The 25493-nt window shown below is 66.4% G+C and carries 28 protein-coding genes; 20 read left to right on the top strand and 8 right to left on the bottom strand.

Translation table 11 applies throughout. From position 1 onward, the window contains the following. The first annotated feature begins 2 nt into the window (after positions 1 to 2). From urtE to atzF, 4 genes are all read left to right on the top strand, one after another. On the top strand, positions 3 to 695 hold the full coding sequence (urtE, locus tag NS6_RS15685) for an urea ABC transporter ATP-binding subunit UrtE (RefSeq protein ID WP_068042464.1): 693 nt from the start codon (positions 3 to 5) through the stop codon (positions 693 to 695). Between the two features lie 10 nt (positions 696 to 705). Beyond that, positions 706 to 1407: a GntR family transcriptional regulator gene (locus NS6_RS15680; protein ID WP_281211413.1), complete on the top strand. Its 702-nt coding sequence runs from the start codon at positions 706 to 708 to the stop codon at positions 1405 to 1407. A gap of 50 nt (positions 1408 to 1457) precedes the next feature. Further along, positions 1458 to 5117 carry an urea carboxylase gene (uca, locus tag NS6_RS15675; RefSeq protein WP_245669371.1) on the top strand — a complete coding sequence of 1220 codons (3660 nt, stop codon included), beginning with the start codon at positions 1458 to 1460 and terminating at the stop codon, positions 5115 to 5117. Positions 5118 to 5242: 125 nt separating this feature from the next. After that, complete coding sequence (gene atzF / locus NS6_RS15670) at positions 5243 to 7018, top strand: allophanate hydrolase (RefSeq protein WP_084471093.1); 1776 nt, start codon at positions 5243 to 5245, stop codon at positions 7016 to 7018. A gap of 306 nt (positions 7019 to 7324) precedes the next feature. Here atzF and NS6_RS15665 read toward each other — a convergent pair whose 3' ends face one another. Both NS6_RS15665 and NS6_RS15660 read right to left on the bottom strand, forming a co-directional pair. Further along, positions 7325 to 8218 (bottom strand): alpha/beta fold hydrolase, encoded by an 894-nt coding sequence (locus NS6_RS15665; protein ID WP_068042462.1) that lies wholly within the window; start codon positions 8216 to 8218, stop codon positions 7325 to 7327. Continuing rightward, positions 8215 to 8898: a TetR/AcrR family transcriptional regulator gene (locus NS6_RS15660; RefSeq protein ID WP_068042461.1), complete on the bottom strand. Its 684-nt coding sequence runs from the start codon at positions 8896 to 8898 to the stop codon at positions 8215 to 8217. Before NS6_RS15660 ends, NS6_RS15665 begins: the two co-directional genes overlap by 4 nt. A gap of 381 nt (positions 8899 to 9279) precedes the next feature. On the opposite strand from NS6_RS15660, the gene NS6_RS15655 reads away from it, so the two are divergent. From NS6_RS15655 to NS6_RS15635, 5 genes are all read left to right on the top strand, one after another. Continuing rightward, entirely contained in the window at positions 9280 to 10830 is a 1551-nt protein-coding gene (locus tag NS6_RS15655) for an MFS transporter (protein WP_068042459.1), read from the top strand. Between the two features lie 10 nt (positions 10831 to 10840). Further along, a complete protein-coding gene (locus NS6_RS15650) occupies positions 10841 to 11407 on the top strand; it encodes a TetR/AcrR family transcriptional regulator (RefSeq protein WP_068042457.1) in 567 nt (188 codons plus the stop codon). Positions 11408 to 11599: 192 nt separating this feature from the next. After that, on the top strand, positions 11600 to 12478 hold the full coding sequence (locus NS6_RS15645) for a CPBP family intramembrane glutamic endopeptidase (protein ID WP_068042455.1): 879 nt from the start codon (positions 11600 to 11602) through the stop codon (positions 12476 to 12478). Between the two features lie 5 nt (positions 12479 to 12483). Then, positions 12484 to 13668 carry a sensor histidine kinase gene (locus NS6_RS15640; protein ID WP_068042454.1) on the top strand — a complete coding sequence of 395 codons (1185 nt, stop codon included), beginning with the start codon at positions 12484 to 12486 and terminating at the stop codon, positions 13666 to 13668. Further along, positions 13665 to 14345 carry a response regulator transcription factor gene (locus tag NS6_RS15635; RefSeq protein WP_068042452.1) on the top strand — a complete coding sequence of 227 codons (681 nt, stop codon included), beginning with the start codon at positions 13665 to 13667 and terminating at the stop codon, positions 14343 to 14345. Before NS6_RS15640 ends, NS6_RS15635 begins: the two co-directional genes overlap by 4 nt. Here NS6_RS15635 and NS6_RS33925 read toward each other — a convergent pair. After that, entirely contained in the window at positions 14309 to 14881 is a 573-nt protein-coding gene (locus tag NS6_RS33925) for a TetR/AcrR family transcriptional regulator C-terminal domain-containing protein (protein WP_168443478.1), read from the bottom strand. The genes NS6_RS15635 and NS6_RS33925 overlap by 37 nt on opposite strands. A 247-nt stretch (positions 14882 to 15128) precedes the next feature. Here NS6_RS33925 and NS6_RS15620 point away from each other — a divergent pair, with 247 nt between their 5' ends. The 3 genes from NS6_RS15620 to NS6_RS15610 all read left to right on the top strand — a co-directional run bounded on the left by NS6_RS15620 (position 15129) and on the right by NS6_RS15610 (position 17446). After that, the gene (locus NS6_RS15620; RefSeq protein ID WP_157112781.1) at positions 15129 to 15854 is read left to right on the top strand and encodes a hypothetical protein; all 726 of its coding nucleotides are present in this window, start codon (positions 15129 to 15131) and stop codon (positions 15852 to 15854) included. Next, positions 15844 to 16968, top strand: a complete 1125-nt coding sequence (locus tag NS6_RS15615) for a helix-turn-helix domain-containing protein (protein WP_084471085.1) — start codon at positions 15844 to 15846, stop codon at positions 16966 to 16968. Before NS6_RS15620 ends, NS6_RS15615 begins: the two co-directional genes overlap by 11 nt. 229 nt (positions 16969 to 17197) lie before the next feature. Continuing rightward, positions 17198 to 17446, top strand: coding sequence for a hypothetical protein (locus tag NS6_RS15610; protein ID WP_157112780.1), 249 nt, complete (start codon positions 17198 to 17200; stop codon positions 17444 to 17446). 64 nt (positions 17447 to 17510) lie between these two features. On the opposite strand, the gene NS6_RS15605 is transcribed toward NS6_RS15610, so the two are convergent. Next, a complete protein-coding gene (locus NS6_RS15605) occupies positions 17511 to 17948 on the bottom strand; it encodes a DoxX family protein (protein ID WP_068042443.1) in 438 nt (145 codons plus the stop codon). Positions 17949 to 18113: 165 nt separating this feature from the next. Here NS6_RS15605 and NS6_RS15600 point away from each other — a divergent pair, with 165 nt between their 5' ends. Continuing rightward, on the top strand, positions 18114 to 18986 hold the full coding sequence (locus NS6_RS15600; RefSeq protein WP_068042441.1) for a sigma-70 family RNA polymerase sigma factor: 873 nt from the start codon (positions 18114 to 18116) through the stop codon (positions 18984 to 18986). A gap of 55 nt (positions 18987 to 19041) precedes the next feature. Here the strand turns inward: NS6_RS15600 and NS6_RS15595 are convergent, their stop codons facing one another. The 4 genes from NS6_RS15595 to NS6_RS15580 form a co-directional block, all read right to left on the bottom strand. Further along, positions 19042 to 19554 (bottom strand): OsmC family protein, encoded by a 513-nt coding sequence (locus NS6_RS15595; protein ID WP_068042439.1) that lies wholly within the window; start codon positions 19552 to 19554, stop codon positions 19042 to 19044. Positions 19555 to 19647: 93 nt separating this feature from the next. Next, on the bottom strand, positions 19648 to 20532 hold the full coding sequence (locus NS6_RS15590; RefSeq protein WP_068042437.1) for a hypothetical protein: 885 nt from the start codon (positions 20530 to 20532) through the stop codon (positions 19648 to 19650). After that, positions 20504 to 21229 (bottom strand): HAD family hydrolase, encoded by a 726-nt coding sequence (locus NS6_RS15585; protein WP_307647723.1) that lies wholly within the window; start codon positions 21227 to 21229, stop codon positions 20504 to 20506. Before NS6_RS15585 ends, NS6_RS15590 begins: the two co-directional genes overlap by 29 nt. 251 nt (positions 21230 to 21480) lie before the next feature. After that, a complete protein-coding gene (locus NS6_RS15580) occupies positions 21481 to 22074 on the bottom strand; it encodes a TetR/AcrR family transcriptional regulator (protein WP_068042435.1) in 594 nt (197 codons plus the stop codon). 88 nt (positions 22075 to 22162) lie between these two features. Here NS6_RS15580 and NS6_RS15575 point away from each other — a divergent pair, with 88 nt between their 5' ends. The 7 genes from NS6_RS15575 to NS6_RS15555 all read left to right on the top strand — a co-directional run bounded on the left by NS6_RS15575 (position 22163) and on the right by NS6_RS15555 (position 25341). Further along, positions 22163 to 22594: a nuclear transport factor 2 family protein gene (locus NS6_RS15575; protein WP_068042432.1), complete on the top strand. Its 432-nt coding sequence runs from the start codon at positions 22163 to 22165 to the stop codon at positions 22592 to 22594. Further along, complete coding sequence (locus NS6_RS36345) at positions 22591 to 22896, top strand: heavy-metal-associated domain-containing protein (protein ID WP_068042430.1); 306 nt, start codon at positions 22591 to 22593, stop codon at positions 22894 to 22896. Before NS6_RS15575 ends, NS6_RS36345 begins: the two co-directional genes overlap by 4 nt. Positions 22897 to 22964: 68 nt before the next feature. Then, positions 22965 to 23168: an SRPBCC domain-containing protein gene (locus tag NS6_RS35460; RefSeq protein ID WP_210747122.1), complete on the top strand. Its 204-nt coding sequence runs from the start codon at positions 22965 to 22967 to the stop codon at positions 23166 to 23168. A gap of 48 nt (positions 23169 to 23216) precedes the next feature. Further along, positions 23217 to 23540 (top strand): SRPBCC family protein, encoded by a 324-nt coding sequence (locus NS6_RS35455; protein ID WP_210747123.1) that lies wholly within the window; start codon positions 23217 to 23219, stop codon positions 23538 to 23540. 24 nt (positions 23541 to 23564) lie between these two features. Next, positions 23565 to 23726 (top strand): SRPBCC family protein, encoded by a 162-nt coding sequence (locus NS6_RS34745; protein ID WP_245669369.1) that lies wholly within the window; start codon positions 23565 to 23567, stop codon positions 23724 to 23726. Between the two features lie 32 nt (positions 23727 to 23758). Then, entirely contained in the window at positions 23759 to 24289 is a 531-nt protein-coding gene (locus tag NS6_RS15560; RefSeq protein WP_068042582.1) for a PadR family transcriptional regulator, read from the top strand. Next, complete coding sequence (locus tag NS6_RS15555) at positions 24286 to 25341, top strand: serine hydrolase domain-containing protein (protein WP_068042428.1); 1056 nt, start codon at positions 24286 to 24288, stop codon at positions 25339 to 25341. The genes NS6_RS15560 and NS6_RS15555 overlap by 4 nt, the downstream gene beginning before the upstream one ends. The last annotated feature ends 152 nt before the right edge of the window (positions 25342 to 25493 follow it).

Raw genomic sequence — 25493 nt, 5'->3', positions numbered from 1 at the left:
CGATGCTGGAACTCATCGATGTCCACGCCGGATACGGCCGCACCGAAGTGGTGCACGGGGTCGGGATCGAGGTCCCGGCCGACGGAGTCGCCGCAATCATGGGCCACAACGGGGCCGGTAAAACGACCTTGTTGCGCGCAGCGGTGGGACTGGTGAAAACCGCTCGGGGCCGGATCCGTTTCGACGGCGCAGATATCACCACGTTGCGCCCGAGCGGACGGGTCAAACGGGGAATCGCCTACGTCCCCCAGGGCCAGCAGTGCTTCGGTCATCTCACCACCGCCGAGAATCTGCGCGTGGTGGCCGACGGCCGTAAACGGGGCACGGCGTTGATCGACGAGCAGCTGGATCTGTTTCCCGCGCTGAAGGATCTGCTCGACCGCCGCGCCGGGCTGTTGTCCGGCGGGCAGCGCCAGCAACTGGCCATCGCCCGCGCACTCATCACCGAACCGCGGATGCTCATCCTCGACGAACCCACCGAGGGCATCCAGCCGTCGGTGGTCGCCGAGATCGAGAACACCATCACCGAGCTGGTGGGTCGCGGTGGGCTCGGGGTGCTGCTGGTGGAACAGCACATCGGTTTCGCGCTGCGGGCGGCGAGCCGGTACTACGTGCTGGAGAGCGGCCGGGTCACCTCGACCGGGGAGGGTGGTGCCGGTGCCGTCGACACCGTTCGCGCCGCCATGACTCTTTAGGCTGCGCGTCGTGACCGAACCACGAAGCAAACGCGAATCCCGTAGCGACACTGTGTACAAGGCGTTGCGCGATGAACTCATGGGCGGTGCGCCGGCACCGGACGAGCGGCTCGGCGAGGAACGGCTGGCCGACCGGTACGGCGTTTCCCGCACCCCTGTGCGGGAGGCGCTGGCCCGGTTGCAGGCCGACGGTCTCGTCGAACGCCGTGACGCCGGCCTGTTCCCGTACCGGCCGCGGCTGGACACCCTGGGTGACTACTACGAGTTGCGGATCACGCTGGAAGTCCAGGGCATCGCCCGCGTCCTCGACGATCCGGAGCTGGGCCACGACCGGGCCGTGCTCGGTCCGGAGATCGACCGGTGGCGCGCCTTCCGCACCGCACCCCCGGAACCGGATGCCGGTTTCGTCGACGCCGACGAACAGTTCCACACCGTACTGCTGGAATCCTCGGGTAATCACGCCCTCACCGAGGCCCTGCGCACGGTGAACGCCCGGATCCGCCCGGTCCGGATGTTCGACTATCTGACCCCCGACCGCATGCTCGCCACCATCGAGGAGCACATCGCCATCGGCGAAGCCGTCCTGGCGCGCGACCTCGACAACGGCCGTGAGCAGCTCCTCGCCCATATAGACCAATCCCGCCGCGTGGTGGCCGACCGAGCCGGTCAGGTACTGCAGCTGACCCGCCTGGCCCGCGCGACCAAAACCTGATTTCCCGGCTACTCCGGTAGCCGGCACTGTCCACGCCGAGAGGATCGACCGTGACCGAGACCGCCCCGCAGTTGTATACACCACTGCATACGCCGCTGCCCGAATGTCTGCTGATCGCCAATCGCGGTGAGATCGCCTGCCGTATTCTGCGCACCGCGCGGCGGCTGGGGATCGATACGGTCGCGGTGTTCTCCGATGCCGACGAGGGTTCCCGGCATGTGCGGATGGCCGATCGCGCGGTCCGGCTCGGCCCCGCGCCGGCCGCGGAATCCTATCTGCGCGCCGAAGCCGTGATCGAGGCGGCATTGTCCAGTGGCGCGACGGCGATCCACCCCGGTTACGGGTTCCTTTCCGAGAACGCCGAGTTCGCGGCGGAGGTGGAGGCGGCGGGTATCGCGTTCGTCGGGCCGGCCGCCGAACATCTGCGGCTTTTCGGCGATAAGCACAGTGCCCGCCAGGCCGCCGCGGCGGCGGGTGTACCGCTGGTTGCCGGGAGCGGGTTGCTCGCGGGGCTGGACGAGGCGCTGGCGGAGGCCGATCGGATCGGCTATCCGGTGATGCTCAAGGCGGCCGGGGGCGGCGGCGGTATCGGGATGGCGGCCTGCGCCGGCCCCGCGGAACTCACCGAAACCTACCAGCGCGTGATCCGGCTGGCGCAGAACAACTTCGGGTCGTCGGCGGTGTATCTGGAGCGATTCGTTGCCCGTGCCCGGCACGTGGAGGTGCAGATCTTCGGGGACGGACGGGGTCGGGCGGTGTCCCTGGGTACCCGCGACTGCAGTCTGCAGCGACGCCATCAGAAGGTCATCGAGGAGGCGCCGGCGCCCGGACTCCCCTATACCGTGAGCGAACGGCTGCTCGCATCGAGCCGGAAGCTGCTCGGCGAGGTGGGCTACCGGTCCGCCGGGACTGTCGAGTTCCTCTACGACGTGGACCGCGGTGAGGCGTCGTTCCTGGAGGTGAACACTCGCCTGCAGGTAGAGCATCCGGTCACCGAGGCCGTTACGGGTATAGATCTGGTCGAGTGGATGCTGCGCCTGGCGGGCGGAGATTCCGCCTTCCTCGACGAGGTACCGGATGCCGGCCCACCCCTCACCGGTTTCGCCGTGGAGGCCCGTGTCTACGCGGAGGACCCCGGTAACGACTACCGGCCCGGCGCCGGCACACTCACCGGCGTCGAGATCCCCGGCGCGGATGCGCGGGTGGAGACCTGGGTCGAAACCGGTACCGAAATCAGCCCCTACTACGACCCGCTGATCGCCAAGATCATCACATCGGGTGAGAGCCGCACCGAGGCCCTGCACCGGCTCCGCGCGGCGCTCGACGAAACCCGCATGTTCGGTATCACCACCAACCTGCCCCAGTTGCGCGCCGCTGCCACGAGCTCACCCATGCTCGACGCCCGGCACACCACCGCAACCCTCGGGAGCCTGGCCACCATTCGTCCCCGCCTGGAGATCCTGCGCGCCGGCGTCTCCACCACCATCCAGGACCATCCCGGCCGCCTCGGACTCTGGAACGTCGGGATCCCACCGTCGGGCGCCTTCGACGACCTGTCCTTCCAGCTCGCCAATCACGCCGTCGGCAATTCGCTCGGCGAGAACGGCCTCGAGGCGACGCTTCTCGGTCCGCGCCTACGCTGCACCGACACCACGATCGTCTGCGTCACCGGCGCCGAAGCGCCGGTCACCGTGGACGGCGAACCCGTGCCCATGTGGGAACCGATCACCGTGCCCGCCGGTTCGGTTCTCGATATCGGCGCACCCCACGACACCGGTCTACGCACCTACCTCGCGGTTCGCGGCGGTATCCTGGCCCCCGATTATCACGGCAGCGCAGCGACATTCACCCTCGGCGGTTTCGGCGGTATCACCGGCCGCGCCGTCGCGGGAGGCGATATTCTCGGCATCAAACCCGACGCCGGCGGTCTACTCGACCCCGTGCCCATCCCCGCCGAGGACCGCCCCGAATTCGGCCACACCTGGTACGTCGGAGTCGGCGAGGGCCCCCAGCCCGCGCCCGACTACTTCACCCCGGCCGATATCGCCCAGTTCTACGACGCCACCTGGCAGGTACAGGCCCACGCCAACCGTACCGGCCTGCGCCTGGCCGGCCCGAAACCGACGTGGTCACGCACCGACGGCGGCGACGCCGGCCTGCATCCCTCGAATCTGCACGACTGCGCGTACAGCGTGGGCGCACTCAATCTCTCCGGCGACACTCCGATCCTGCTCGGTCCGGACGGTCCCAGCCTGGGCGGTTTCGCCTGCCCGCTCACAGTGGTCTCCGCACACCGGTGGAAGCTGGGCCAGATGCGACCCGGCGACCAGGTGCGTTTCGTACCGGTCGCCGATGAACGCGCCGCCGGGTTCCGGTCGTCACCCGCGCTGCGCGGCCGTAACGTATCCACCCCCGAATTCCTCGGCTCACGCGAGCAGGACAACGGCGTACTCGGCCGCCGCGACCCCGGCACCGGCACGCCGGAGGTCAAATACCTGCGCGGCGGCGACGATAACGTGCTCGTCGAATACGGCCCGATGGAACTGGACCTCGGCCTGCGTATGCGCGTGCACGCGCTGAGCGAACGCCTCGAACAGGCCGCCGTTCCCGGCCTGATCGATATCACGCCCGGGGTACGTTCCCTGCATCTGCATTTCGACCCCGATGCCATCGATCAGCGCACCGTGGTCCGCCTGCTCGGCGAACTCGAGGACGATATCCCCGATACCGCCGACCTCCGCGTCCCGAGCCGCCATATCGAGTTGCCGCTCTCGTTCGACGATCCGACCATCGTGCAGGCCATCGAACGCTACGGTCACGGCGTCCGGCCCGACGCCCCCTGGTTGCCGTCGAATATCGAATTCATCCGCCGCGTCAACGGTCTCGGCAGTATCGACAAGGTCCGCGATATCGTCTTCGACGCCCAATACATGGTGCTCGGCCTCGGTGACGTCTACCTCGGCGCGCCACTGGCCGTCCCCCTGGACCCGCGCCACCGCCTGGCGACCACCAAATACAATCCCGCCCGCACCTGGACCCCCTCCGACGCCGTCGGTATCGGCGGCAAATACTTGTGTGTCTACGGGATGGAATCTCCCGGCGGCTACCAGCTCATCGGCCGCACCGTCCCTATCTGGTCGGGGTATCGGCAGCGTGCCCCGTTCGAAACCGGTAAGCCGTGGCTGTTCCGATTCTTCGACCGCATCACCTGGTATCCCGTCTCGGCCGGCGAGCTGCTCGATATGCGCGCCGATATGTCGGCGGGGAGATTCGAGATGCGCACCAGCGTAGGCGAGTTCGCGATGGCCGAACATCTCGAATTCCTGGCGGAGCACGCCTCCGATATCGCTGCAACCGAGGAAATCCGGCAGGCCGCGTTCACAGCCGAACGGCAGCGCTGGGAGGCCAGCGGCGAACTCAGCGCCCGGTCCGAACCGGATCCGGCCTCCGATCCCGCCGAGACCCTCGATCTTCCCGAAGGCTGCGAAATCGTCACCGCCCCCATGATGGCGAATGTGTGGCGGGTCGAGGTCACCGAAGGCGAGTACGTCGAGGCGGGCGCCACTCTGCTCGTCCTCGAGGCCATGAAAATGGAACTTCCCGTGGTGGCGGAAGTCGCCGGGACCGTCCGCGCGCTCACCGCCACCGCGGGCGACCAAGTGACCACCGGCGCACCGCTGGTCGCCATCCAATCCGAAGGAGCGGCATAACCATGGAGAAACTACCGCTGGCCGGCGCGGGTGCCGAGGCATCCGGGACGGCCGACAACGAAATTCGCGCCGCCGACAGCGGCGTCCTCCCTGCTGCCGCGAGCGCACCGCGTGCAGCCGACAACATGATCGCTGCCGACGACGCGGCCGCCGGTGCGGGTAAGGCCGTCGTGGGAACCGGGGACTGCACCGGCGCAGCCGTTGCCATCCTTTCGGCAACCGACAGAGTCGCTGCCGCGTACCGGGCAATCGACGAGCACGACCGTCCTGAGATCTGGATCTCGCTACGCGCCGAAGCCGACGTCCTGGCCGAGGCCGCGGCGCTCGATGCCCGGGTCGGGCAGGGCGACAAGCTGCCGCTGGCAGGGATTCTCGTAGCGGTCAAGGACAACATCGATATCGCCGGAACCCCCACCACCTGCGCCTGCCCCGGGTTCGCCCGCACTCCGGACCACACCGCACCTGCCGTCGCCCGGCTGGTCGCACAGGGCGCGATCGTCCTCGGCAAAACCAACCTCGACCAGTTCGCCACCGGCCTCGTGGGTACCCGCAGCCCCTACGGTGCTGTCCGCAACAGCCGTTTCCCCGACCGGGTTTCCGGCGGCAGCAGTTCCGGTTCGGCCGTGGCTGTCGCCCTCGGCATGGTCGACGCCGCCCTGGGCACCGATACCGCCGGTTCGGGCCGGGTCCCGGCGGCGCTGAACGGCATCGTCGGGATCAAACCGACCCTGGGACTGATCCCGACGACCGGCGTGGTCCCCGCCTGCCCCGACTACGACGCCGTCACTGTCTTCGCCCGCGACCTGTCCCTCGCCACAAAGGTCGCGAGCGCGATGACCGGCCCGGATCCGGCCGATCCTCGTTCCCGCCCGTGGCCCGCCGACACTCCTCTCGGCGCACCGTCGAACACCGTCCTCGCCGTCCCTACCGACGACAACCTGAAATCCCTGACTCCCGCCTACCGCGCCGCCTTCGACGCGACCGTCGACCGCTGGCGGTCCGGTGGCGGCGAGATCGCCGCGGTCGATATCGCCGAACTTCTCGACGCCGCCACACTCCTCTACGACGGCGCGATCGTAGCCCAGCGCTTCGCCGCCGTCGGCGAGTTCCTCGGCGGCAGCCCCGCAGGCGCCGACCCCGTGGTCTCTGCCATCATTACCGGCGGCGCCCGCCCCGCCGCGCATTCCTACGTTGCCGATCTCGATCACCTCACCCGTGCCGCGGCCACGGCCCGCCGCCTGTTCACCGAATACCCCGCCTTACTGCTGCCCACCACCACCGAGCACCCGACCATCGAAGCGGTTGCGGCCGAACCGATCGCGATCAACGGCCGGATGGGCACATTCACCAATTTCTGCAACCTCCTCGACCTGGCCGCAGTCGCGGTGCCGGGCACAGACACCGCCGACGGGGACCCCTTCGGCATCATGTTCGTCACCCCGGCCTTCGCCGATCAGGTCGGCATCGATCTCGCCGCCCGGCTTCTCGGCGAACCCTCCAGCCTGCTCACCGACACCGGCACAGATCTCCTGGTAGTCGGCGCCCACCTCCGCGGCCTGCCCCTGCACCACCAACTGGAACAGGCCCGCGCCCGCTTCGTCGGGGAGGTGACGACGTCGGCGGCGTACCGCATGGTCGCGCTACCCGCCACCCCGCCGAAACCCGGAATGCTCCGCGTCGGGTCCGGGGGCCGCTCCCTACCCGGCGAACTGTATCGCCTCTCCCCTGCCGCCCTCGGCACGTTCCTGGGCAACCTGCCGGCGCCGATGACACTGGGCAAGGTCGAGCTGGATTCCGGCGAATGGGTCACGGGCTTCGCCTGCGATTTCGAATCATCACGTGACGCCACCGATATCACCGAGTACGGGGGGTGGAAGAACTATCTGAACGCCGATCGGTAACCGCGGTCCCGATCACCTTTCGGGAGTGACGCGAATCGGCCCACCGTACCGATGAGGGGCGCGGCGGGCTCGGCCCGAGCCTCGGCTTGCCGCCGCGCGAACTCCCAAGGTCGGCGGAGTGTGTAAGTCCGTACACGCTCCGCCGATCTCGTTTGCCGACGTCCCCTCCGGCGGCTCGGCCGAGGTATCGCGGTCGAGGTCTCCGGCAACGCCGCCTACATCGCCCAGCACAGTGGGGTCTCGGTGATGGTCCGCTGCCCCGATGGTTGTCGGCGACTGAGCGAACCGCCTTCGCTCACCGTCGACTCATCCGGTGCGCTCACGCCCTCCGGCGGCCGAATCGAGGAATTCGTCGGCCAGCCGAAAGAATTCGGCCGGTTGATCGTAGGTGACGATATGCCCCGCATCGGGAATCGCGGCGAACCGGCCGCCGGGTGCCGCCGCCGCGGCGGCGGCGAGTTCCGGATGTCCCACAAGTGGATCGTTTTCGCCCCGGATCCAGAGGCTGGGCACCGCGAGCCGGTCGAGTTCGGTGAGATAGTCCCAGCGCATCCGCCGAGGACCATAGGCGTCGACCATCCAATCATCGAGCGCCGGTTCGCCGAACCGCGCCTTCGCCCGCGCTTCGGCTTGGACCAGGTCCAGGATGGCGTCGAAGTCGCGGGTGTCGGCACCGGCAGTCAGATTGGTGATCATCGACCGCCGGACCGCTTCGGGGCTGCGGGCCAAATACTTGCTGGTGAGTTTCAGCAGACCCGGTGTTCTCATCACCGCCCAGGTGGTGAACTGGGCCCGCCGCTTCGCACCGATCCCGCCGGGCCCGATCGCGATCAGCGCCGAGACCCGGCCCGGATTGCGGAGCGCGTAGCCGATTCCGATACCCCCGCCGAGGGACAACCCGACGATGGCCGTGGGCGGCAATTCGAGACGGTCGAAGAGATCGTCGAGGAAACGATCGAAGAACTGCCGGTCCAGCCGGCCCGGCCAGGGCCTGCTGGCGCCGTGCCGAGGGAGGTCGATCGCGTGCACCTGGTGTTTCGCCGCCATCCGGTGTGCGATATCGCGCCAAACCCCCTCGGCGGTGTCCATCATCCCGCCGTGCAGCAACAGTACGGGCGGTCCTTGTTCACCGGATCGGTAGTGCCGGATGGGGCCACCGCCGATCGTCAGGTCGGTGCAGCGTTCGAATGCGGAGATCATACCGGCTCCTCGAGTTGGTTGAGTTGATCCGACAGCTGTTCCAGCAGCGCGATCTGGGCCTGCCGAGCGGCGGGGGCATCCACCGGCCCGGGGCCGCGCAGACCGGCGCCCATCAGTTGCGCGAAGAGCGCCACCGTGTCGGTCAGCCCCTCGGCGGTTCCGGCACCGAGGGTGCCGGGCGCATTGACCAGGCCGATGGTGAAAACACTCAGCATGCGGGTGATGTTGTCGCTCGCAATATCGTCCGCAATCACTCCCGCCTGCTGGAGCTTTTCGATGTAGTCGGTGAGCCAGCCCATCCGGACTGAATAGCGTCGATCATCGACCCCGCGAACATGGTCGCCGAGGACCGAATCATCACCCAGATACAGCGCTCGCATCAGCGGCTCCGACAGCAGCGCCTCCATGCCGAACCGGTACACGGCGGACAGGTCCACCAGGTTGTCGGCGGCGATCACTCGCCGGTGCACCTGCGCCGTCATCCGCCGCATGCTGCGGTTGAGCACCGCGGCCAGGATTTCGTCCTTGCCGTCGAACTCGCGGTAGACCGCACCCTTGCCGATTCCGGCTCGTTCCGCGATGTGCGCGACGGTGGTGTCGGGCCAGCCGGATTCGACGATCAGCTCGGCGGCCGCGGTCAGGATCCTTCCCCGGCGATCGGGGACGAGCGGGCGTGGCATGAGGCTTCACTTCCGTAGTGACCAGTTAGTGAATTCTGGTCACTACCATACCGCAACCCCCGCCTCACCCGATGCATCGGGGGCGACAGTGAAGAGTTCATAACTGTGACCAGCGGGGTCACGGACGTAAACCCCCGCGACCGCCGGACAACCGATTGATCCGCCGATCCCTGCAGTTCTCCGGGCCGGATCCATAGTCGACGGCAGGCCACTGGGCGAGCCGGCCGAGTACCGCGCCGGAGGTGGCGTCGTCCACCGGAAACGCGTAGCGCCCCGACTCGACACCCAGAGGCCCATCCCGACGCGCCCTGCCACCCCCTTACGAATATTCTTGAACGATGGTACAACTAGTACGTTCGTTCAATTAGATCGGAGTGGAAGATGGACACACAACGGGCGCCCGCCCCCGGGTGGCGGCAGTGGGCCGGCCTGGCGGTGCTGATGTTGCCGACGGCGCTGCTGGGTCTCGATGTCACGGCGCTCTACCTGGTTGTCCCCAGCCTGGCCGCGGACCTGCAACCGACCGCAACGGAGACGTTGTGGATCATGGACGCCTACGGATTCCTCATCGCAGGCTTCCTGATCACGATGGGAACGCTGGGCGACCGGATCGGGCGCCGGCGCCTGCTGATGATCGGTATGGCCGCATTCGGCGCAGCCTCGGTGTTAGCGGCGTTCGCGACAAGTGCCCCCTGGCTCATCGCCGCACGGGCGCTGCTCGGCGTAGCCGGGGCGACCCTGATGCCGTCCACCTTGTCCCTGATCAGCAACATGTTCACCGACGCTCGGCAGCGGGCATCGGCGATCGGTTTGTGGGCCACGATGTTCGCGCTGGGAATGGCGGCGGGACCCATTGTGGGTGGCATCCTGGTCGCCCACTTCTGGTGGGGTGCAGTCTTTCTGCTTGCGGTTCCGGTCAGCGTAGCGACACTGGTGGCGGCGCCGGCCCTCCTGCCGGAGTTCCGGAATGACACCTCCCGGCTCGATCTGTGGAGCGTCGCCCTGTCGCTGGCCGCATTACTTCCGGCCATCTTCGCGATCAAACACGCCGCCGCACACGGTATCGACGCCCAGGTCCTGGCCGCTGCCGCGCTGGGCGGTGCCGGGACCATCGCCTTCGTTCGTCGTCAACTGCGCCTGCGTGAGCCGCTGCTGGATATCAGGCTCTTCACCGATCGGAGCTTCTCCGCTGCCCTGTCCGTCCTGCTGATCGGCTTGGCCGGTTTCGGCGGGGTGATGTACCTGGTGACCCAATACCTGCAGTTCGTCGACGGGCTCTCGCCGGCGGCGGCCGGACTGTGGATGGGGCCCCCTGCTCTGGCGATGCTCGTCGGCGGGATCGGTGCCCCGATGCTCGCCGGTCGCGTCTCGCCGGGAATCGTCATGGCGGGCACTCTGGCGTTGTCGTTGATCGGGTACGCCCTGCTTGCCGTCGCCGGAACGAACAGCGTGCCCGCGGTGGTGGCAGGCTTCGGATTCGTCTATCTCGGACTGGGTGTCATCGCCGCTCTCGGCACCGAAATCGTCGTGAGCGCGGCCCCCTCGGAAAGGTCCGGTTCGGCGGCAGCACTGTCGGAGACAGTGCAGGAACTGGGGATCGCCGCAGGGGTTGCGCTGCTGGGAAGCCTCACCACGGCGGTCTACCGGATCATGGCGCAAGCCCCGGCCGACGCACCCGCCGCCGTGGCCGAGTCCTACACCGACAGCCTCCCCGGCGCAGTATCGGTCACCGAACAACTACCGGTAGAAGCACTTCGGCACGCCCGGGAGGCGTTCACCGGCGGGCTCAACATCGCCGCGATCGCCGCAGGCATCGCCGTCGCCGGTGCAGCCGTCGTATGTTTGCGGCAGCTACGCCATCTCGCACCGATCGGCGCCACCGGCCACAGCACGGAACCGATAGCCTCGACCCAGGGCAGCGACGATCGGTGAGAGGAACACGATGACTGAGCAGGACACTGCCGACGGCCGCAAGCTGCGCGGCCGGCGCCGCCGAGCTCAAATCATCGAGGCCACACTGACGATCGTGCACCGCGACGGCGCCGCCGGCGTGACCCACCGAACCGTGGCCAAGGAAGCCGGTATCACCACCAGCCTCACTCTCTACTACTTCGCCACCCTGGACGACCTGCTGGTCGCCGCCCTGACCAGCGTCACAGACGCCTACACGCAACGCATCCGCCAACTCATCGACACCGCCGACGACCCGGTGGACGGACTCGCCCGGATCATCGCCGAATCCGCAGGTCCCGGCCGTGAGCGCGCGCTCGCGGAACGGGAACTCTCCACCTTGGCGGCTCGCCGGCCCGCGTTACGTCCCGCGGCGTGGAGCTGGCGCGCCGGCGTCGCGGAACTTGCCCGGGCACAATCCGCCGACCCCGACGCCGTGGAGGCTTTCGTCGCGCTCTGCGACGGATTGTGTGCGGCGATCCTGCTCGGCGACCAGAGCGTGGACCCGGAACATATCCGCGGACTCCTCAACGGCGTGCTGCTGCGCCCGGGGCCGTAGTCCACCGAACGCGTCGCGGGCGCCGGTAAGCAGCCCACTCACCGGAAGCACCCACGGCTGCTCCCCGGCGACGGCTGTTCGCTTCCCGACCATATCGCCCCCGAACCGGACCGTGCGGGGTAGCGCGTACGCGACCACGAAACGGGTCTGTCCACCACCGACTTCCCGCAGCTGCCACCGTGTAATCAAGGAATGACTACAGCGTTGACCGAACGGGAGCCGTTCGGGCGCAGCACCCTGACTCGACGGCGCGGCATCCTCTGGTTCCTGCTGCTCGCTTTCGCGGGAGCATGGATTCCGTGGGGTATCGCCGCAGCGGCCGGATACTCCCTCGACAATCCCAGCGTCCAATTGCTGACCGGCGCTTTCACCCCTGCAATCGCGGCGATCATCACTCGCCGGTGGATCACCCGGGAAGGTTTCGCCGATTCGGGTCTGCGGCCGCGGTTCGGGACGCAGTGGCGGTCGTATCTGACCGCGGCGCTGCTGCCGATCGGCGTGCTCGCCGCCGCGCTCTTGCTTGCGGTACTGCTGGGAATGTGGCGTCCCGCGCTGCACGATTTCGGTTCCGGTACCGTGCTGTTCCTGGTGCTCGCCCCGATCATCCCGGTGCTGGCGGCCCCGATCTTCTTCGGTGAAGAGTTCGGCTGGACCACCTATCTCCGCGATCGCCTCCTCCCCGGCCGCCCCGTGGCCACGACCTTCGCGACCGGCGTGATCTGGGGTGTGTGGCATTGGCCGCTGCCGTGGGTGGGCTACCTGGGCTCGGGCGGTTCGGCCGCCGACGCGTTCATCGCCATGCTGTTGTGGCTGCCGCTGTCGATCGAACTGGAGTTCCTGATCGGCTGGTTGTGGGCGCGGAGCGGGTCGGTGTGGCCGCCCGCGCTGCTGCACGGCGGCAGCAATCTCGTGGTCGCGCTCGGCTTGGAGCTGTTCGTCGGTAACGCGGGTCCCTCCGGCGCGTCGATTACCCTGCTGATGTGCGCAGCGTATTTGCCGGTAGTCGCGTGGATCGTCGTAACGACGAGACTCGGCGGTCCGCGGAACGCGACCCCGAAGACCGGGCGGTGACGTCGATGGGATCCGCACTCCGGACAGGTCCGCGCTTCTTGATCTCGTCGTGGCCGTGGCGCGCGCTGCTCGCAGTGGTGTGCGGCGGCGTCCTGTCGGCGTTGACAGTGATCGGTCTGGTGCCGATCGTACTGCTCGGTCTCACCCGTTCGTTGCGGGCCGCCCTGTGGGAGCCCATGCTGCGACTGCACTGCATGCGGCTCCGGCTGATCGACCCCGATACAGCCGTCCGTGCCGATTCCCGGGTGCGGGAGGCGAGTGCCGCGCATCGTCTGCCCACACTCCGGCATGTCACCTATATCATCGCCACCGCAGTGTCCGGCGGTGCGGTGTTCTGCCTGGCCGCGCTGGGCTTCGCCGTCGCCGCGGTCCTGTTCGTTGCGCCGTTCATCGTCCGGGACGATTACTTCGACTTCGGCCCCTGGGTGATCGACAACAGTTCTGCGGCCTGGATCACCGCGGGAGTGGGCGTGCTCGCCATGCTCGTACTGCTCATTCTCATCGGCGCCTGGTCGGCGCTCGAGGCGCTGCTCGCCCGGAGTCTGCTCACCCCCGATTCCGACCGTTGGCGCCACGAAGCCGTGCGGATCGAAGGCTCCCGCTCGGCCCTGCTGGAAGCGGAGGGTTTCGAACGTGAACTCCTCGAATCCGAACTGCACGATCGTGTCCAGCACCGCCTGGTCGCGCTGTCGATGAACTTGGGGCTGACCGAAGCGCAGGATACGAACGGCCCCGCCGGCCGTCTCGCTGCCGAGGCCCACCGGCAGGTCGACGAAACCTTGGGCGAACTACGGGCCGTCCTGCGCGGTTTCTCCCCTCGGGTGCTGTCCGAACGCGGACTCGCACCGGCCCTGACCGACCTCGCCGCAGACCTGCCGCTGGATATCGACATCGACCTCGACAACAACCGCCTGCCACCCGCGGTCGAGCACATGTCCTATGTCCTCGTCGCCGAATGCCTCACCAATGTCGCCCGGCACACCGAGGACGCCCGGGTCGATGTGCACGGCACCCGCACCGGTTCGCGGTGGATACTGATCGTCAGCGACAACGGCCCGGGTGGTGCGCATATCGTCGACGGTCACGGCCTCGACCGGTTGCAACGCCGTCTCGCGGCCCTGGACGGACAGCTCACGGTGACCAGCCCGCCCGGCGGCCCGACGACCATTCGGATGGAGTGCGCAGTGTGACAAACCCTCCCGCCCGGCTGCGGATCGTGCTGGCCGAGGACAGTCCCCTACTGCGGGCAGGACTGGAAACCGTGCTCACCTCGGCCGGGCACGAGGTGAGTGCCGCGGTCGGTGACGCGCCCGGGCTCGTCCACGCCTGCGCGGCCTACCTGCCCGACCTGGTGATCACCGATGTCCGGATGCCGCCGAACGGCACCGACGACGGGCTCCGCGCCGCCGCCGATCTACGGCGCCGTGACCCTCGGCTACCGATAGTTGTCCTGTCACAGTATGTTTCGGTTGCCTACCTGGATGATCTCCTCGGTGACGACTCGACCGCCGGTGTGGGCTACCTCTTGAAGGAACGCGTCGGTCATGTCCGGCAATTTCTCGACACCGTGGCCCGGATCGCCGCCGGTGAGACAATCGTCGATCCCGAGGTCGTCCGGGCTCTCGTCAAATCCGGCCGGCACCACACGCCCCTGGCCGGCCTCACCGCCCGGGAGCGGGAAGTGCTCGCGCTGGTAGCGGAGGGGCGCACGAATTCCGGGATCGCCGAGGTCTTGACCGTTTCGGAAGCCGCGGTACGCAAACACATCGGCGCCATCTTCGCGAAGCTCCCCCTTCGCGATGGTGATCGCCGAGTCCAAGCAACCCTCATCTATCTCCGTTCGCTCGGACAATCCCCGGCGCACTGACCCGGCCAGTCCTCGCCGCGACCCTGTTCGACCACTTGCTCGATTCCGTCGAGCAATCGCGCAAGACCGAATTCGACCATCGAGTCCGCATCCATCGCCTCGTCGAGGGATTCGAGGAGCGCGGACTGGACCGGATGTTCCTTCGGTCCGAGTCGCTCGAGGATCGCCGGGATTTCCAGGGTCCTCCACCGGCTCGTAATGCCCTTGCCGTCGGCCTCCGAGATACTCGTCCGCAATGCGGCAAGTCCTTCGACAAGCCCGGTGACGCTCTGGAATGAGCGGTAAGCCTGGATCGGCGCGAGGCCGGCGGTGACCAGCGCGGCAAAGACACGTTCGACATCGGCGAGTAGCGCGGGCGCAGTCACCGGAGGAAATGTGGTGACTACCCGTAAGACCCAGGGGTGCCGGGAGATCAGGGTCCACTCATACCGCTGGTCGAGTTGGGCCTGCAGGTCGGGATCCGTCCCCAGCAGCTCACCGCGACCGGGGCCATTGCACTCCCGGATTACGAGCTGTCGGGCAGTGCACCCGGGCATGTTTCGAAACTGTGGCGGCGAACCGGACCCCGATCGAACGCCTGACCGTGCCCTCAGAAACCCCATCGCACCGGCCCCACCCTTGATCGGCCATTTCGGCGCCCTCGGCATCGCCCTCTAACCGTCCTTTGTCTCACCGCGGCGACACAGATGTCGAAATATATTGTGGAGCAAGTCAATACGTCACATGTCGCACCAACTCTTCACGCATACTGGAATAAATCAGCAGTCGTCCGAGGAGGCACGGATGGACGAGAGCCAGGATTGGGCGCGACGGATTCTCGGGACCCATGGCCCTACCCTTCGAGAGCTGATACCGCAGGTGGTCAAGGAAGTCCATGCTGCTTCCGTCGAGTCGCAACGGACCTCGCAGCAGAAGGCCACCAGGGCCTACGGCCTCTTCTACTCCGGGGTGCTCGAACGGTTCGAATGCTTCGGCAAGCTCGCCGGCGCAACCCTGATCAGCCCCGGTGGTGCCAAGTACTCGGTGCCGGTCATCAACGGAATCGCAGTCTTCCCGTGGAGATTCGCCCGGAACCCCGACAAACGCATGGAGGACATCCCATTCAGTACCTCCGTCGCTCGCACCGAGCTCCCTGAGTTGCACCGGCAACCGGTCCAGGGAACGTTCGACTTCGATGTCATCCCGCCGGATCCCATCTCGATCAGTAACAATTCAGAGCTGACCGACAGGATCTCCGGCATCACCAGCCACCCGGACGCAGCCTCCCACGGTCTCGTTCTTGTCGCCATCAACAGTTCCGTGGAGGAGCTGAACTCGGTGGAGTGGGGGCTGGCAGTGTCGACCGGCGATCGCCGGCTCGAATGGGGCGAATTCCACGAAGTCCTGTTGGCCGCCTACCACCCCGGGCCTGTCTCCACATCACCGAACCGGACCTTCACCAGCGATGAGATTCCTCGGAGACTGTCCCACGGCGGAGACGATGCGGTAGACACGCAAGGTGACCGATGACCCACACCGCAGTCGGCCCACGCCGAACCTTCGTGTTGCCGCTTCCAGACCTTCGGTCGACACCACCGGAATCTGGTTCGAACCTGCACGTATCACCCGCGCCAGAGTTCTCGCCGAGCTCGATTCAGCCGCATTGGCCGAGCGCGCCGGGCTCAGCACCATCGCTGTCCGAGGGTTCGAGTCAGGCGCCGCCCAACCGGACGAGGCCATAGCGAAACTGGCATCGATACTGCAGGTTCCGGTCAACTATTTCTGCAACGGCCGCCCGCTCGCCCGGATCGACAAGGCGGATATCCATTTCTCCCGACTGCGTACCACATCGGTGACCGACCGAGCCAAAGCGGCCGCCCACGCTGAGCAGTTGTGGGAGCTGGTGTACGAACTGGATCGCCGCATCAAGCTGCCGGCGCCGGACCTGCCAGCCGTCGATACCTGCGCCACACCTGCCGAAGCAGCCCGAGGGCTGCGCGAGCATTGGGGTCTGCCGCGGGGGCCGGTAGCGCATCTGGGGGCGACCATGGAGTCGCACGGCATAGTCCTCTGCGCGGTCCCCGCCGCCGACAGGACCCTGCGGCGAGTGGGCACCTACTCCACCGAAGGAAGAGGCCGGCCTCTCGTCGTCGTCCCTCCTGTCGAAACCACATCCGTCTACGATTTCCGCTTGTCCTGCGCCCTCGAACTCGCGCACCTTCTGCTGCACCCGAATCCGATTCCAGGCGACCACGGTCAAGTGCACGAGGCACACCGCTTCGCCCTCGAATTCCTCCTCCCGCAAGCCGAGATCGCACCGCTACTGCCAGCAAGCATTCGACAGCCTGCACTGATTCGCATGGTCGAGCAATGGGGAGTCCCGCTGTCGGCCGTGATCAATCGACTGGACGAGGCCGACCCGGACGGATCTGCCCGCCGGCACCGGATCCCGACGACCGGATCTCAGTGCGAAAAGCTGACCCACTATCCCGGCGAAGCCCCCGCGTTACTGAGGGAAGCATTCACGCTCCTCGGCGTGAACGGGTGCAGCGAACTCGCGGAGAAATTGCATTGGGCACCGGACTACCTGCTTCGAGTACTCGGCGAGGCAGAGCCCAAGCCTCAGCTCACCCTCGTACCGTGATGGACGCTCGCGCAGGTGGTCCGGCGGAGAAGGGTGCGTCGTGGCGTGAGTACACCAGTTCGCAAGACTCCTGCGCCGCCACTACCATGGCACCGGCTCCTACGACCGGCCGGTTCGGACGCAGGCGGCGTGTTCCGGCCGATCCTGGCGACCAACCGGTCTCAGGGCCGCCCCCGCACGAACGTCGAGTGGAGACACATTCATGAAGAAGGCCTGCATGATTGCGGCAATGTCCCTGGCAGTCATGGGTTTATCAGGGGCTACCGCCGCCGCGATCCCTTCCGGTAGCGCCGACCTGCCCGGACTGCCGGGCGCGCAACAGGAGCCCGGCCCGCCTCCGCCGCCGGACGGCAAGAAGGTCGGCGACCCGTGCACCGCCGGTGGTGGCGTCGCGGGTCACTACGAGTGGGTGCACCTCGATGAGGAATCCGCCGCCCACTACGGCACCGAATGGATGTTCGTCTGCCAGGCGAACTGATTTCGCGGCTGCGGCGGTGCGGCACATCATGTCGCACCACCGCTCCCTGTTTCCGGGGCCTGATTCACCCGATAGTCGTGGGCCCCGAAGTGGCGGGTCGCCACCGGACGAGGTCCCGCACATCGGCCGGCCAGTTCACCGCCGCGACACACAACATGATTGCCAGATGCAAGGGAGCCGATACCTCTTGGTAGACGGGCCCGTCATCGATGACGTGCGTAGTCACCGCGCCGGTCAGCACCAGTACCAGACCCGCGGCACCCAGGAATCTGGCCTCTCTCCGGGGCAGGACCAGTAGGATCGCGCAGACCAGCTCGATCGCCCCGACTACGTACCGCATATTCGGGTCGAAACCCCAATCCGCGAATTTCTCGGAGTAGGCGGGCCCGAAGAATGTCTCCCCGGGCCAGAATTTGGTGGCGAACCCCATGAAGAATTCGGCGGCCAACAACCAGTAGAACCCAGTGCGCAACCAGTTCGGGACAGTGCGATGTTCAGACATTTCGTTCCTCCGGTAGGAGCATGGACGCGGGCACGCGACCTTCCCGCTGCATGTCTGACAGTCCGAATCCGGCGAATGTGACACCTCGATCTGTCCCGCTGTGTCACATCGGCGGGATGTGGGCGGTCATACCTACCGACGGATCTCTCGAGAAGAAGGTGGCGGATGGACTACACCGAGTGGCTGGTCCGGGAGTTCGAAGACAACCGGGCTCACCTGCGCACCGTGGCGTACCGGATGCTGGGATCGGCCGCCGACGCCGAGGATGCGGTGCAGGAAACCTGGATACGGCTGAGCAGCCGGGCCGACGTCTCCGATGTCGACAACTTGACCGGATGGCTCACCACCGTGGTTTCGCGAGTGTCACTGAACGTGCTCCAGCGCCGGAAAGGCCGCCGCGAGGACCTCTACGGAACGGAAGCGGCCGACGACAGCGCGGAGCGCGCCGCCATGATGTCGCCCGAGCAGGAAACTGTGATGGCCGATTCGGTCGGGTCGGCGCTGATGGTCGTTTTGGACACCTTGTCTCCGGCCGAGCGACTCGCGTTCGTCCTGCACGATATGTTCGCTGTGCCGTTCGACGAGATCGCCGCAATCATCGGCCGCTCCAGCGCTGCGACCCGTCAACTCGCCAGCCGCGCGCGACGCCGGGTCCAGGGAATCGATCAGCCCTCGACGATCGACGTCACGGCGCGCAGTGAGATCGTCGACGCATTTCTGTCTGCCGCCCGCACGGGCCGGTTCGCAGCCCTGCTCGAACTCCTCGACCCCGATGTGGTGTTGCGAGCGGACGCTACTGTCGTAGCGGCCGGTGCGGCAGCCGAAGTGGTCGGCTCCGATTCCGTGGCCCGGACCTTCGACGGCCGTGCCCGCGGCGTCCGGCCGATCCTGATCGATCGAGAACCGGGTGCGGTCTGGAGGGTCGAGGGCCGGCCGCGATTCGTCTTCGTCTTCACCGTCCGGCACGGAAGGATCACCGGTATCGAGATGATCGGCGATCCGGAGCGGATCGACGTCTTGAACCTGAGCGACCACTGAATCGGCCCGATACCGATGGCCCGCACCAGGGTCGGGGACCGCGAGGCCCTTGAAGTCAGGCTGTTTCGAGTGTGGTCTCGACCAGTGTCGCGCCGGTGGTGAGGTCCAGGACCGGGCAGTGGGCATCGACGGCGGCCTGTAGTTCCGCATACCGCTGCGCGGTCTCGGGCCCGGTGATCTTCACCCGGACCCGCACCGCCTGAAACCCGGCACGAACCCGGTCGTCGAGACCGAAGAACCCACGAATATCCAGATCCCCTTCGGCTTCGATCGACAGATCCTCGACCACGATCCCCAACCGCTGCGCCCAGAACCGGTAAGTGACGACCTGGCACGAGATCAACGCACCGAGATACACCTCCACCGGATTCGGCGCGGTGCCCTCACCACCGAGCGCCGGCGGTTCATCCACCCGCAACCCATGAGCACCAGCAGTGATCGCACTACCCACGGTGCCCTGCGGAATCCCCGATGCGCGGAATACCACCGCGGCATTCGCCGGATCCTGCGCCACCGCGTCGGCAGTGGCGGCAGAGATATCGTTGAGCGAGGAAGTACCGGCCGTCATAGCTGTGACGCTAAGTTCCGGCTGGAACAGAGGCCAGAGTTGTGCTCACGCTGAGGCGAATCGACGATTCCGGTACGGCGCCGGACACCGGGTTCAATCACGCAAGAGCAAATAGTGAAGTCGAAGCGCAGTCGCGCGACCGAGCGCCAGCGTGTGGTCGGTGCGCAGTAGATTCGCACCGTCGGAGAACACATGGAACTCCTCATGAATCGGAATCCGCGCCGCCCAGCACTGATCACCCTCGACCACCGTGACATAGGCGCCGTCGGCCCCGAACCCACCCGGCGGCGATACCAGCCGCAACGCCCCACTCTCCTCGACCTCCGGCCGGAGAAAGACCTGCACATTCCCCAACGGCAGCGGAAACGACACATGCACGCTCGGCCGGTCGGACCCGGGCAGCTGCGAGACGCGATAGAAGCCGCTGTAGACGTACTCGCCCGTGGCCCGGGACGTCCGCAACCACGCCGCACCGCGATACCCACCGTCCGCGCCGACCACCCGCTCGACCCGGCTGTCGATCCCGCGCGCGGTATCCAGCGACCGGATCGGCAACGCCAACTGCCCCACCCGACGCCCGAAGAACCTCGTGACGAACCACCCGCCCACGGCGAACACCGGCGCCCACTGCACCCAGGCTTCCATCCGCCACAACCCGGTGCGCTCATAGAAATCCCGGACATCCGGATGCAACCGATCCGGATCGAACCCCACACCTGCAAGCATCCCGATATCGGGCAGCAACCCCGCCGCCGGCTCCTTATCGATCCGCCCACCGACCCGCTCGGCCTGGGCCGGCAACCAGTTGTCCCCCACTGTCCCACCGACGTCGGACAATACCGGCGCCCGCAGCCAGGAATGCCTTCCGTCCAGATCGACCCGCCGGCCGAACGTCTTCCAATACCGCCGGGTCCCGCGATCCACCGTCGCCCACAGGTTCACAGCACCATCATGCTCGACCCAACTCTTCGAGATCATCCGTTCTCCGCGCCTCGTTATCCGAATAGCAGTTCACCGAAGCAACGATCCCGACCAGCTCCTGAAGACTGTCGATCTGCCAATCGGACAGCTCCGCCACCTCGGTTTTGTCCCGATGTATCCACCCCCACGGACCACGTTTCACGAAGGCAGTCCGTAAGCCGCTCCGCTTGGCCGGCGCCAGATCGTTGTCGACCCGATCACCGACGTACACGATCTCACCTGCCGCAGCCCCCGACGCCTCGATCACTCGATCGAAGAACTCGGAAGCCGGTTTCTGTACACCCCAGTCCTCCGAGGTAACGAGGAAGTCCGCGGGCAGATCCAGCGCGCGCAGACTCTGCCCGGCACGCGCGGTCTGATTCCCGGCGATACCGACCACGACTCCCAGTTCCCGCAGCCCGGCCAAGCCCGACCGCACGTCCGGATAGAGATCGGATTCGCCGACCCACTCCCCAGCCCCGGCATCGATCCGCTTCTGCCGTTCCCGACTCAGGTCGGCCCCGGGCGCGAACACTTGCAGCGTCTCCCGGTAGCCGAGCCCCTGCGAAATAACAGAACCCAACACCGCTGCGAAGGTATGGCGAGGCACGCCGAGCCAATCAGCCCAGTTCCCGTACTCGCGACTCTCGTCGACCAATGTCTCCCCCACATCGAAAACCACCGCCCGGATCATTTCCACGCTCGAGACCTCCACTTCCAGTTGCTTGCCCCGTCGATCAGGTAAACCGTGAGCGGCCTCGAGCACAAGCTGTGCCGGGCAGCGCTACGCAGCACGATCAGTGTGAAAGGACTCCGCGTCGCCGTCGGAAGGTGGCAGGTCAAGTCCACTGCGGAATACCCGGCCTCGGTTCTCGGAAGCAACGATTCCGGCCGGAACACCTGCATGTTGCGGGGCAGGATGTTCTTGACGACGGCTGGACGGCCCGCTCTGGGGGTGTCGCTTGGTTACTCGGTCGGTCCCGGGGCCAAGATCCGGAGCAAACTGGTTCGCAAAGCATCGTCTGCTTCGGCTTTCGACAGGTGGCCGGCACCGACCGATTCACCAGCGGCGTGACCGAGATTGATTGTGGCAGCGATCAACCAGTCGGTCGACAGCTGTGCGTCGAACTCTCCGGCTTCCTGGCCGCGTCGAAGAATACGCCTGAGACGCTTGGCTACAGGGGCGTGGAGTTGGGCATCATCGCTCTCGTCCAGACGCATCGCGCTCAGCGTTTGCAGCAGGACAGGGTAGCGACCTGTGGAGCGATCGCTGGCCTTCAGCAGTCGGAAGAGCGCATCGACGGCCGGACCGGAATCGATGTCTGCGGCGTCGATCTCGGCGACGGCTTCGGCAGTGAGGTGGTCGAGTAGCGCTCGCAGGAGCTGCTCTCGCGATGGGAAGTGAGCGTAGACCGTTTGCCGGGTGACACCGGCGGCACGCGCGATCGCTTCCATGCTGGCCTCGGGATCGTCATCGAGCACCTGCACGGCTGCGCCCACGATCGACGCTGCGCTGCGTCGTGCGTCGACTCTCTGCTTGCGTGCCTGGGACCGAGTCATCTCATACACCTTGTCAAAGTTACCAACGTACAGATATCTTACATATTGTCAGAGATTCGAGTTTCAGGCACCGACCGACGGGAGCACCATGGTGACCATCAACGACAGAAACCCCAAGGAGTTCATTGCCGACTTCATCTGCTCCTTCAACGACGAGATCGCCCATGGCGACGACGACCCCGCGGCAGTAGTCGACCGCTACTACACCCCGGATATCGTCCAGCACTTCGACGGCCACCAGATGGACCGCGAGAAGTTGATCGCGCACGTCCGGCCGCTACGCAAGAACAAGCCCACCAGCCGGGTGGAGGTGCACGAGGCGATCGCCGACGGCAATCGCCTAGCCGCTCACTACACGATGTATGTCCACATCCGCGGCAAAGACCTGACGATCGAGTCCGGCGTTTTCGCGGAGTTCGCCCCCGATGGGCGGATACGGCGGCAGCAGATCTTCTTCCGAGACGTACCCGAGGACAACGCCGACTCCGGCACACAATCCGCCGAGGCGGCACCATCATGACCACGAGCAAATACCACGTAAACGGCATGACGTGTCAGCACTGCGCATCGTTCGTCACCGAGGAGATCGAGCGCATCCCTGGCGTGACCGGGGTCGCAGTGGACCTCGACAGCGGCCAGGTCTCAGTGCGCAGCGAGGTCGCACTCCACATCGCCGATGTCCGTGCGGCAGTCGAGGAGGCGGGCTACGAACTCACCAGCGCACGCTCCGCGAAAGACGACGAGGCTGGTGGGGAGCCCACCCGGCCGACCGAGCCCGGCATCGATGCGGACCAGACCCATCCATCAGCGAAGGGCTCCTGACATGAAAGACGTATTGGACGAATTGGCGGCCGCGCGCCGCACAATGGGTAAAAGCAGCGCGCCCGCCGGTGAGGCGTACACCCGAGGTGCGCCGTCGATACGATGCTCAGATCGAGGACCTTTGGGACGCCATTACCAGGCCCGCGCGGCTGCGTCGCTGGCTGCAACCGGTCACCGGCGATCTGCGGCTCGGCGGCAAGTTCGAGTTGGGCAGTGGTGAGCGCGGTCAGATCCTCGGCTGCGAGCCGCCGCGAATGCTGAAGCTGTCCTGACTCTACGGGCCGGACGCCGACGCCCGGCCCGGCACGAGCGAGGTGGAAGTGCGCCTGACCCCGGGCCCGGCCGGCGATACCGAATTCGAGCTGGTCCACGCTGCGGTCGTCGAGGATCCTCTCTTCCCGGTCTACGGCCCCGGCGCGGGCGGTGTCGGCTGGGACCTGTATCTCCTCGCCCTGGCTCGGATGTTGGCCGGCAGCAAGAGCATCGGCCACGAGGAGCTCCAGAAGTCGTCCGAAGGGCGCGAATTCATCCGGCGCAGCGCTGCATCCTGGGGTGAGGCTCATCTGGTGGCCGGTGGCGAACCGGGACAAGTCGCGGCAGCGGTCGAGGCCACTACCGAGTTCTGCTCGGCCGATCCGGCCTGACATCCCCTCCGAGGAGTGCGCGCCATGAAATACACCAACTTCATCGAGATCGCCCTGCCCCGGGAGCAGGTGGCCCAACTGCTCGCCGACCCGGCACAACTACCGAAGTGGCTGCGAGGCATGGTGCCGCACGAGCCGGTGCAGGGAATCCACGGCCAGCTCGGTACCGAGCCACGCACACTATAGGACAGCACATATATGTGCGCTATCATCTATACATGTCCCTACGGCACGCGATCCTCGGGCTGCTCACTATCAAACCGATGAGCGGCTACGAGCTGAAGAAGGTGATCGACGAAAGCGTCGCGCACTTCTGGACCTCGGATCAGTCGCAGGTGTATCGCACCCTCGCCGATCTGGTGACAAACGGACTGGCCTCTCGTCGCACTGTTGTGCACGAGGATCGTCCGAATATGCACGTCCACAGCGTGACCGAACTCGGTGTAGCCGAGTTGGACTCCTGGCTGGCCTCACCGCTGCACACCCCACCCACACGAGATCCATTCCTGTTACGCATATTCTTCGCGGACAGGCTGCCGCCCGATCGGATTCGTGCGCTGCTGCAGGCTCGACGGCAAGAAATGAACGAGTACCTGGCGACGCTGGAAGTGATCCAGCAACCCAGCGAGCCCGCCGATATCGGGCAGGCACTCCGCCTGACCACACTCGATTACGGAATCGCCCTGGCCAAGGCCGAACTCGCCTGGCTCGAGGCCGCACAGCAACGACTGGAACGGATCCTCCCATGAGCACATCCCTATCGCCTCGACTCGATCGTGTCGCGGCGCGCTACGACGCCAAGTCGGCAGTGTCGGATTTCAGCGCCGCCATCGAACAGCCGTCCACCGGATTCACCTGGGGCTATGGGAACACCGACCAGCCGTATTTCATCGCGAGCATCACCAAGCTCTACACCGCCGCGATGATCATGCAACTCCGCGACGAGGGCACGCTCACCCTCGACACCCGTGCGGCAGATATCCTCGGCGATTCCACGCTACGCGGGCTTGCCGTGCACAACGGCCACGATTACGGCCCGGTGGTCACCGTACGCGAACTGTTGTCCCAAACGTCCGGTATACCGGACTATTACGAGCAAAAGCGACCCGACGGCACAACGTTCGCCACCGATATGCTCCGCACCGATATCGCGTGGACCTTCGAGGACTTCCTCGAATCGGTTCGCGGCATGCCGAGTCGTTTCGCTCCCTCGACACCGGGCCGGGCACAATACTGTGACACCAACTATCAACTCCTCGGGCGGATCGTCGAGACCGTCACCTCCGGCAGTGTCGAAAAGGCTCTGCACCAGCGCATCCTCGATCCGCTGCACCTGGCACACACTTGGCTGTTCACCCCTGCCACCCTGGACCGCTACAGCCAAGTCGCGACAGTCCGGCATGGCCGCAACCCGCTGCATCTCCCGAAGACGATCGCCTCGTTCCCGCCCGACGGCGCCGTAGTGTCAACGGTCAACGACCAAGTGCGTTTCCTGCGTGCATTCTTCGCCGGTGAGCTGTTCCCTGCCCACTACCTCACTGAGATGACCAGCCACTGGCATTCGGTGTTCGCACCATACGTTCCCATCCACTACGGCCTCGGGATCATGCGCTTCCAGCAGCCCCGCTGGCAGAACCCTTTCACAACGGCCCCCGCCATGCTCGGCCATTCCGGCGCCTTCGGGACGGTCCTCTACCATGTTCCCGACCGCGATCTCTATCTCGCCGCGACAGTCAACCAGATGCGCGGAGTCAGCCTCTCCCACGTTCTTCTCCAGCGCCTTGTCGCCCTGTTCTCCTGACTCGATGCAGCGGAAGTTGTCCCAGATACGCCCAATTGGAGTAGCTGGTCTCACTTGACTAGGCGCCGACAGCGGATCCACCTGATCTGACCCGCCCACCGGGCTCCAGTCATTCCGCGTAACAGTCGAACACGGCAACGAAGTGGACGCAG

Origin of the sequence: Nocardia speluncae NBRC 108251 (assembly GCF_001613245.1) — a bacterium.
In the GTDB taxonomy this organism is placed as follows: domain Bacteria; phylum Actinomycetota; class Actinomycetes; order Mycobacteriales; family Mycobacteriaceae; genus Nocardia; species Nocardia speluncae.
Note: the sequence above shows the minus strand (reverse complement) of the source record. Positions and strands in the feature narration are given on the sequence as shown.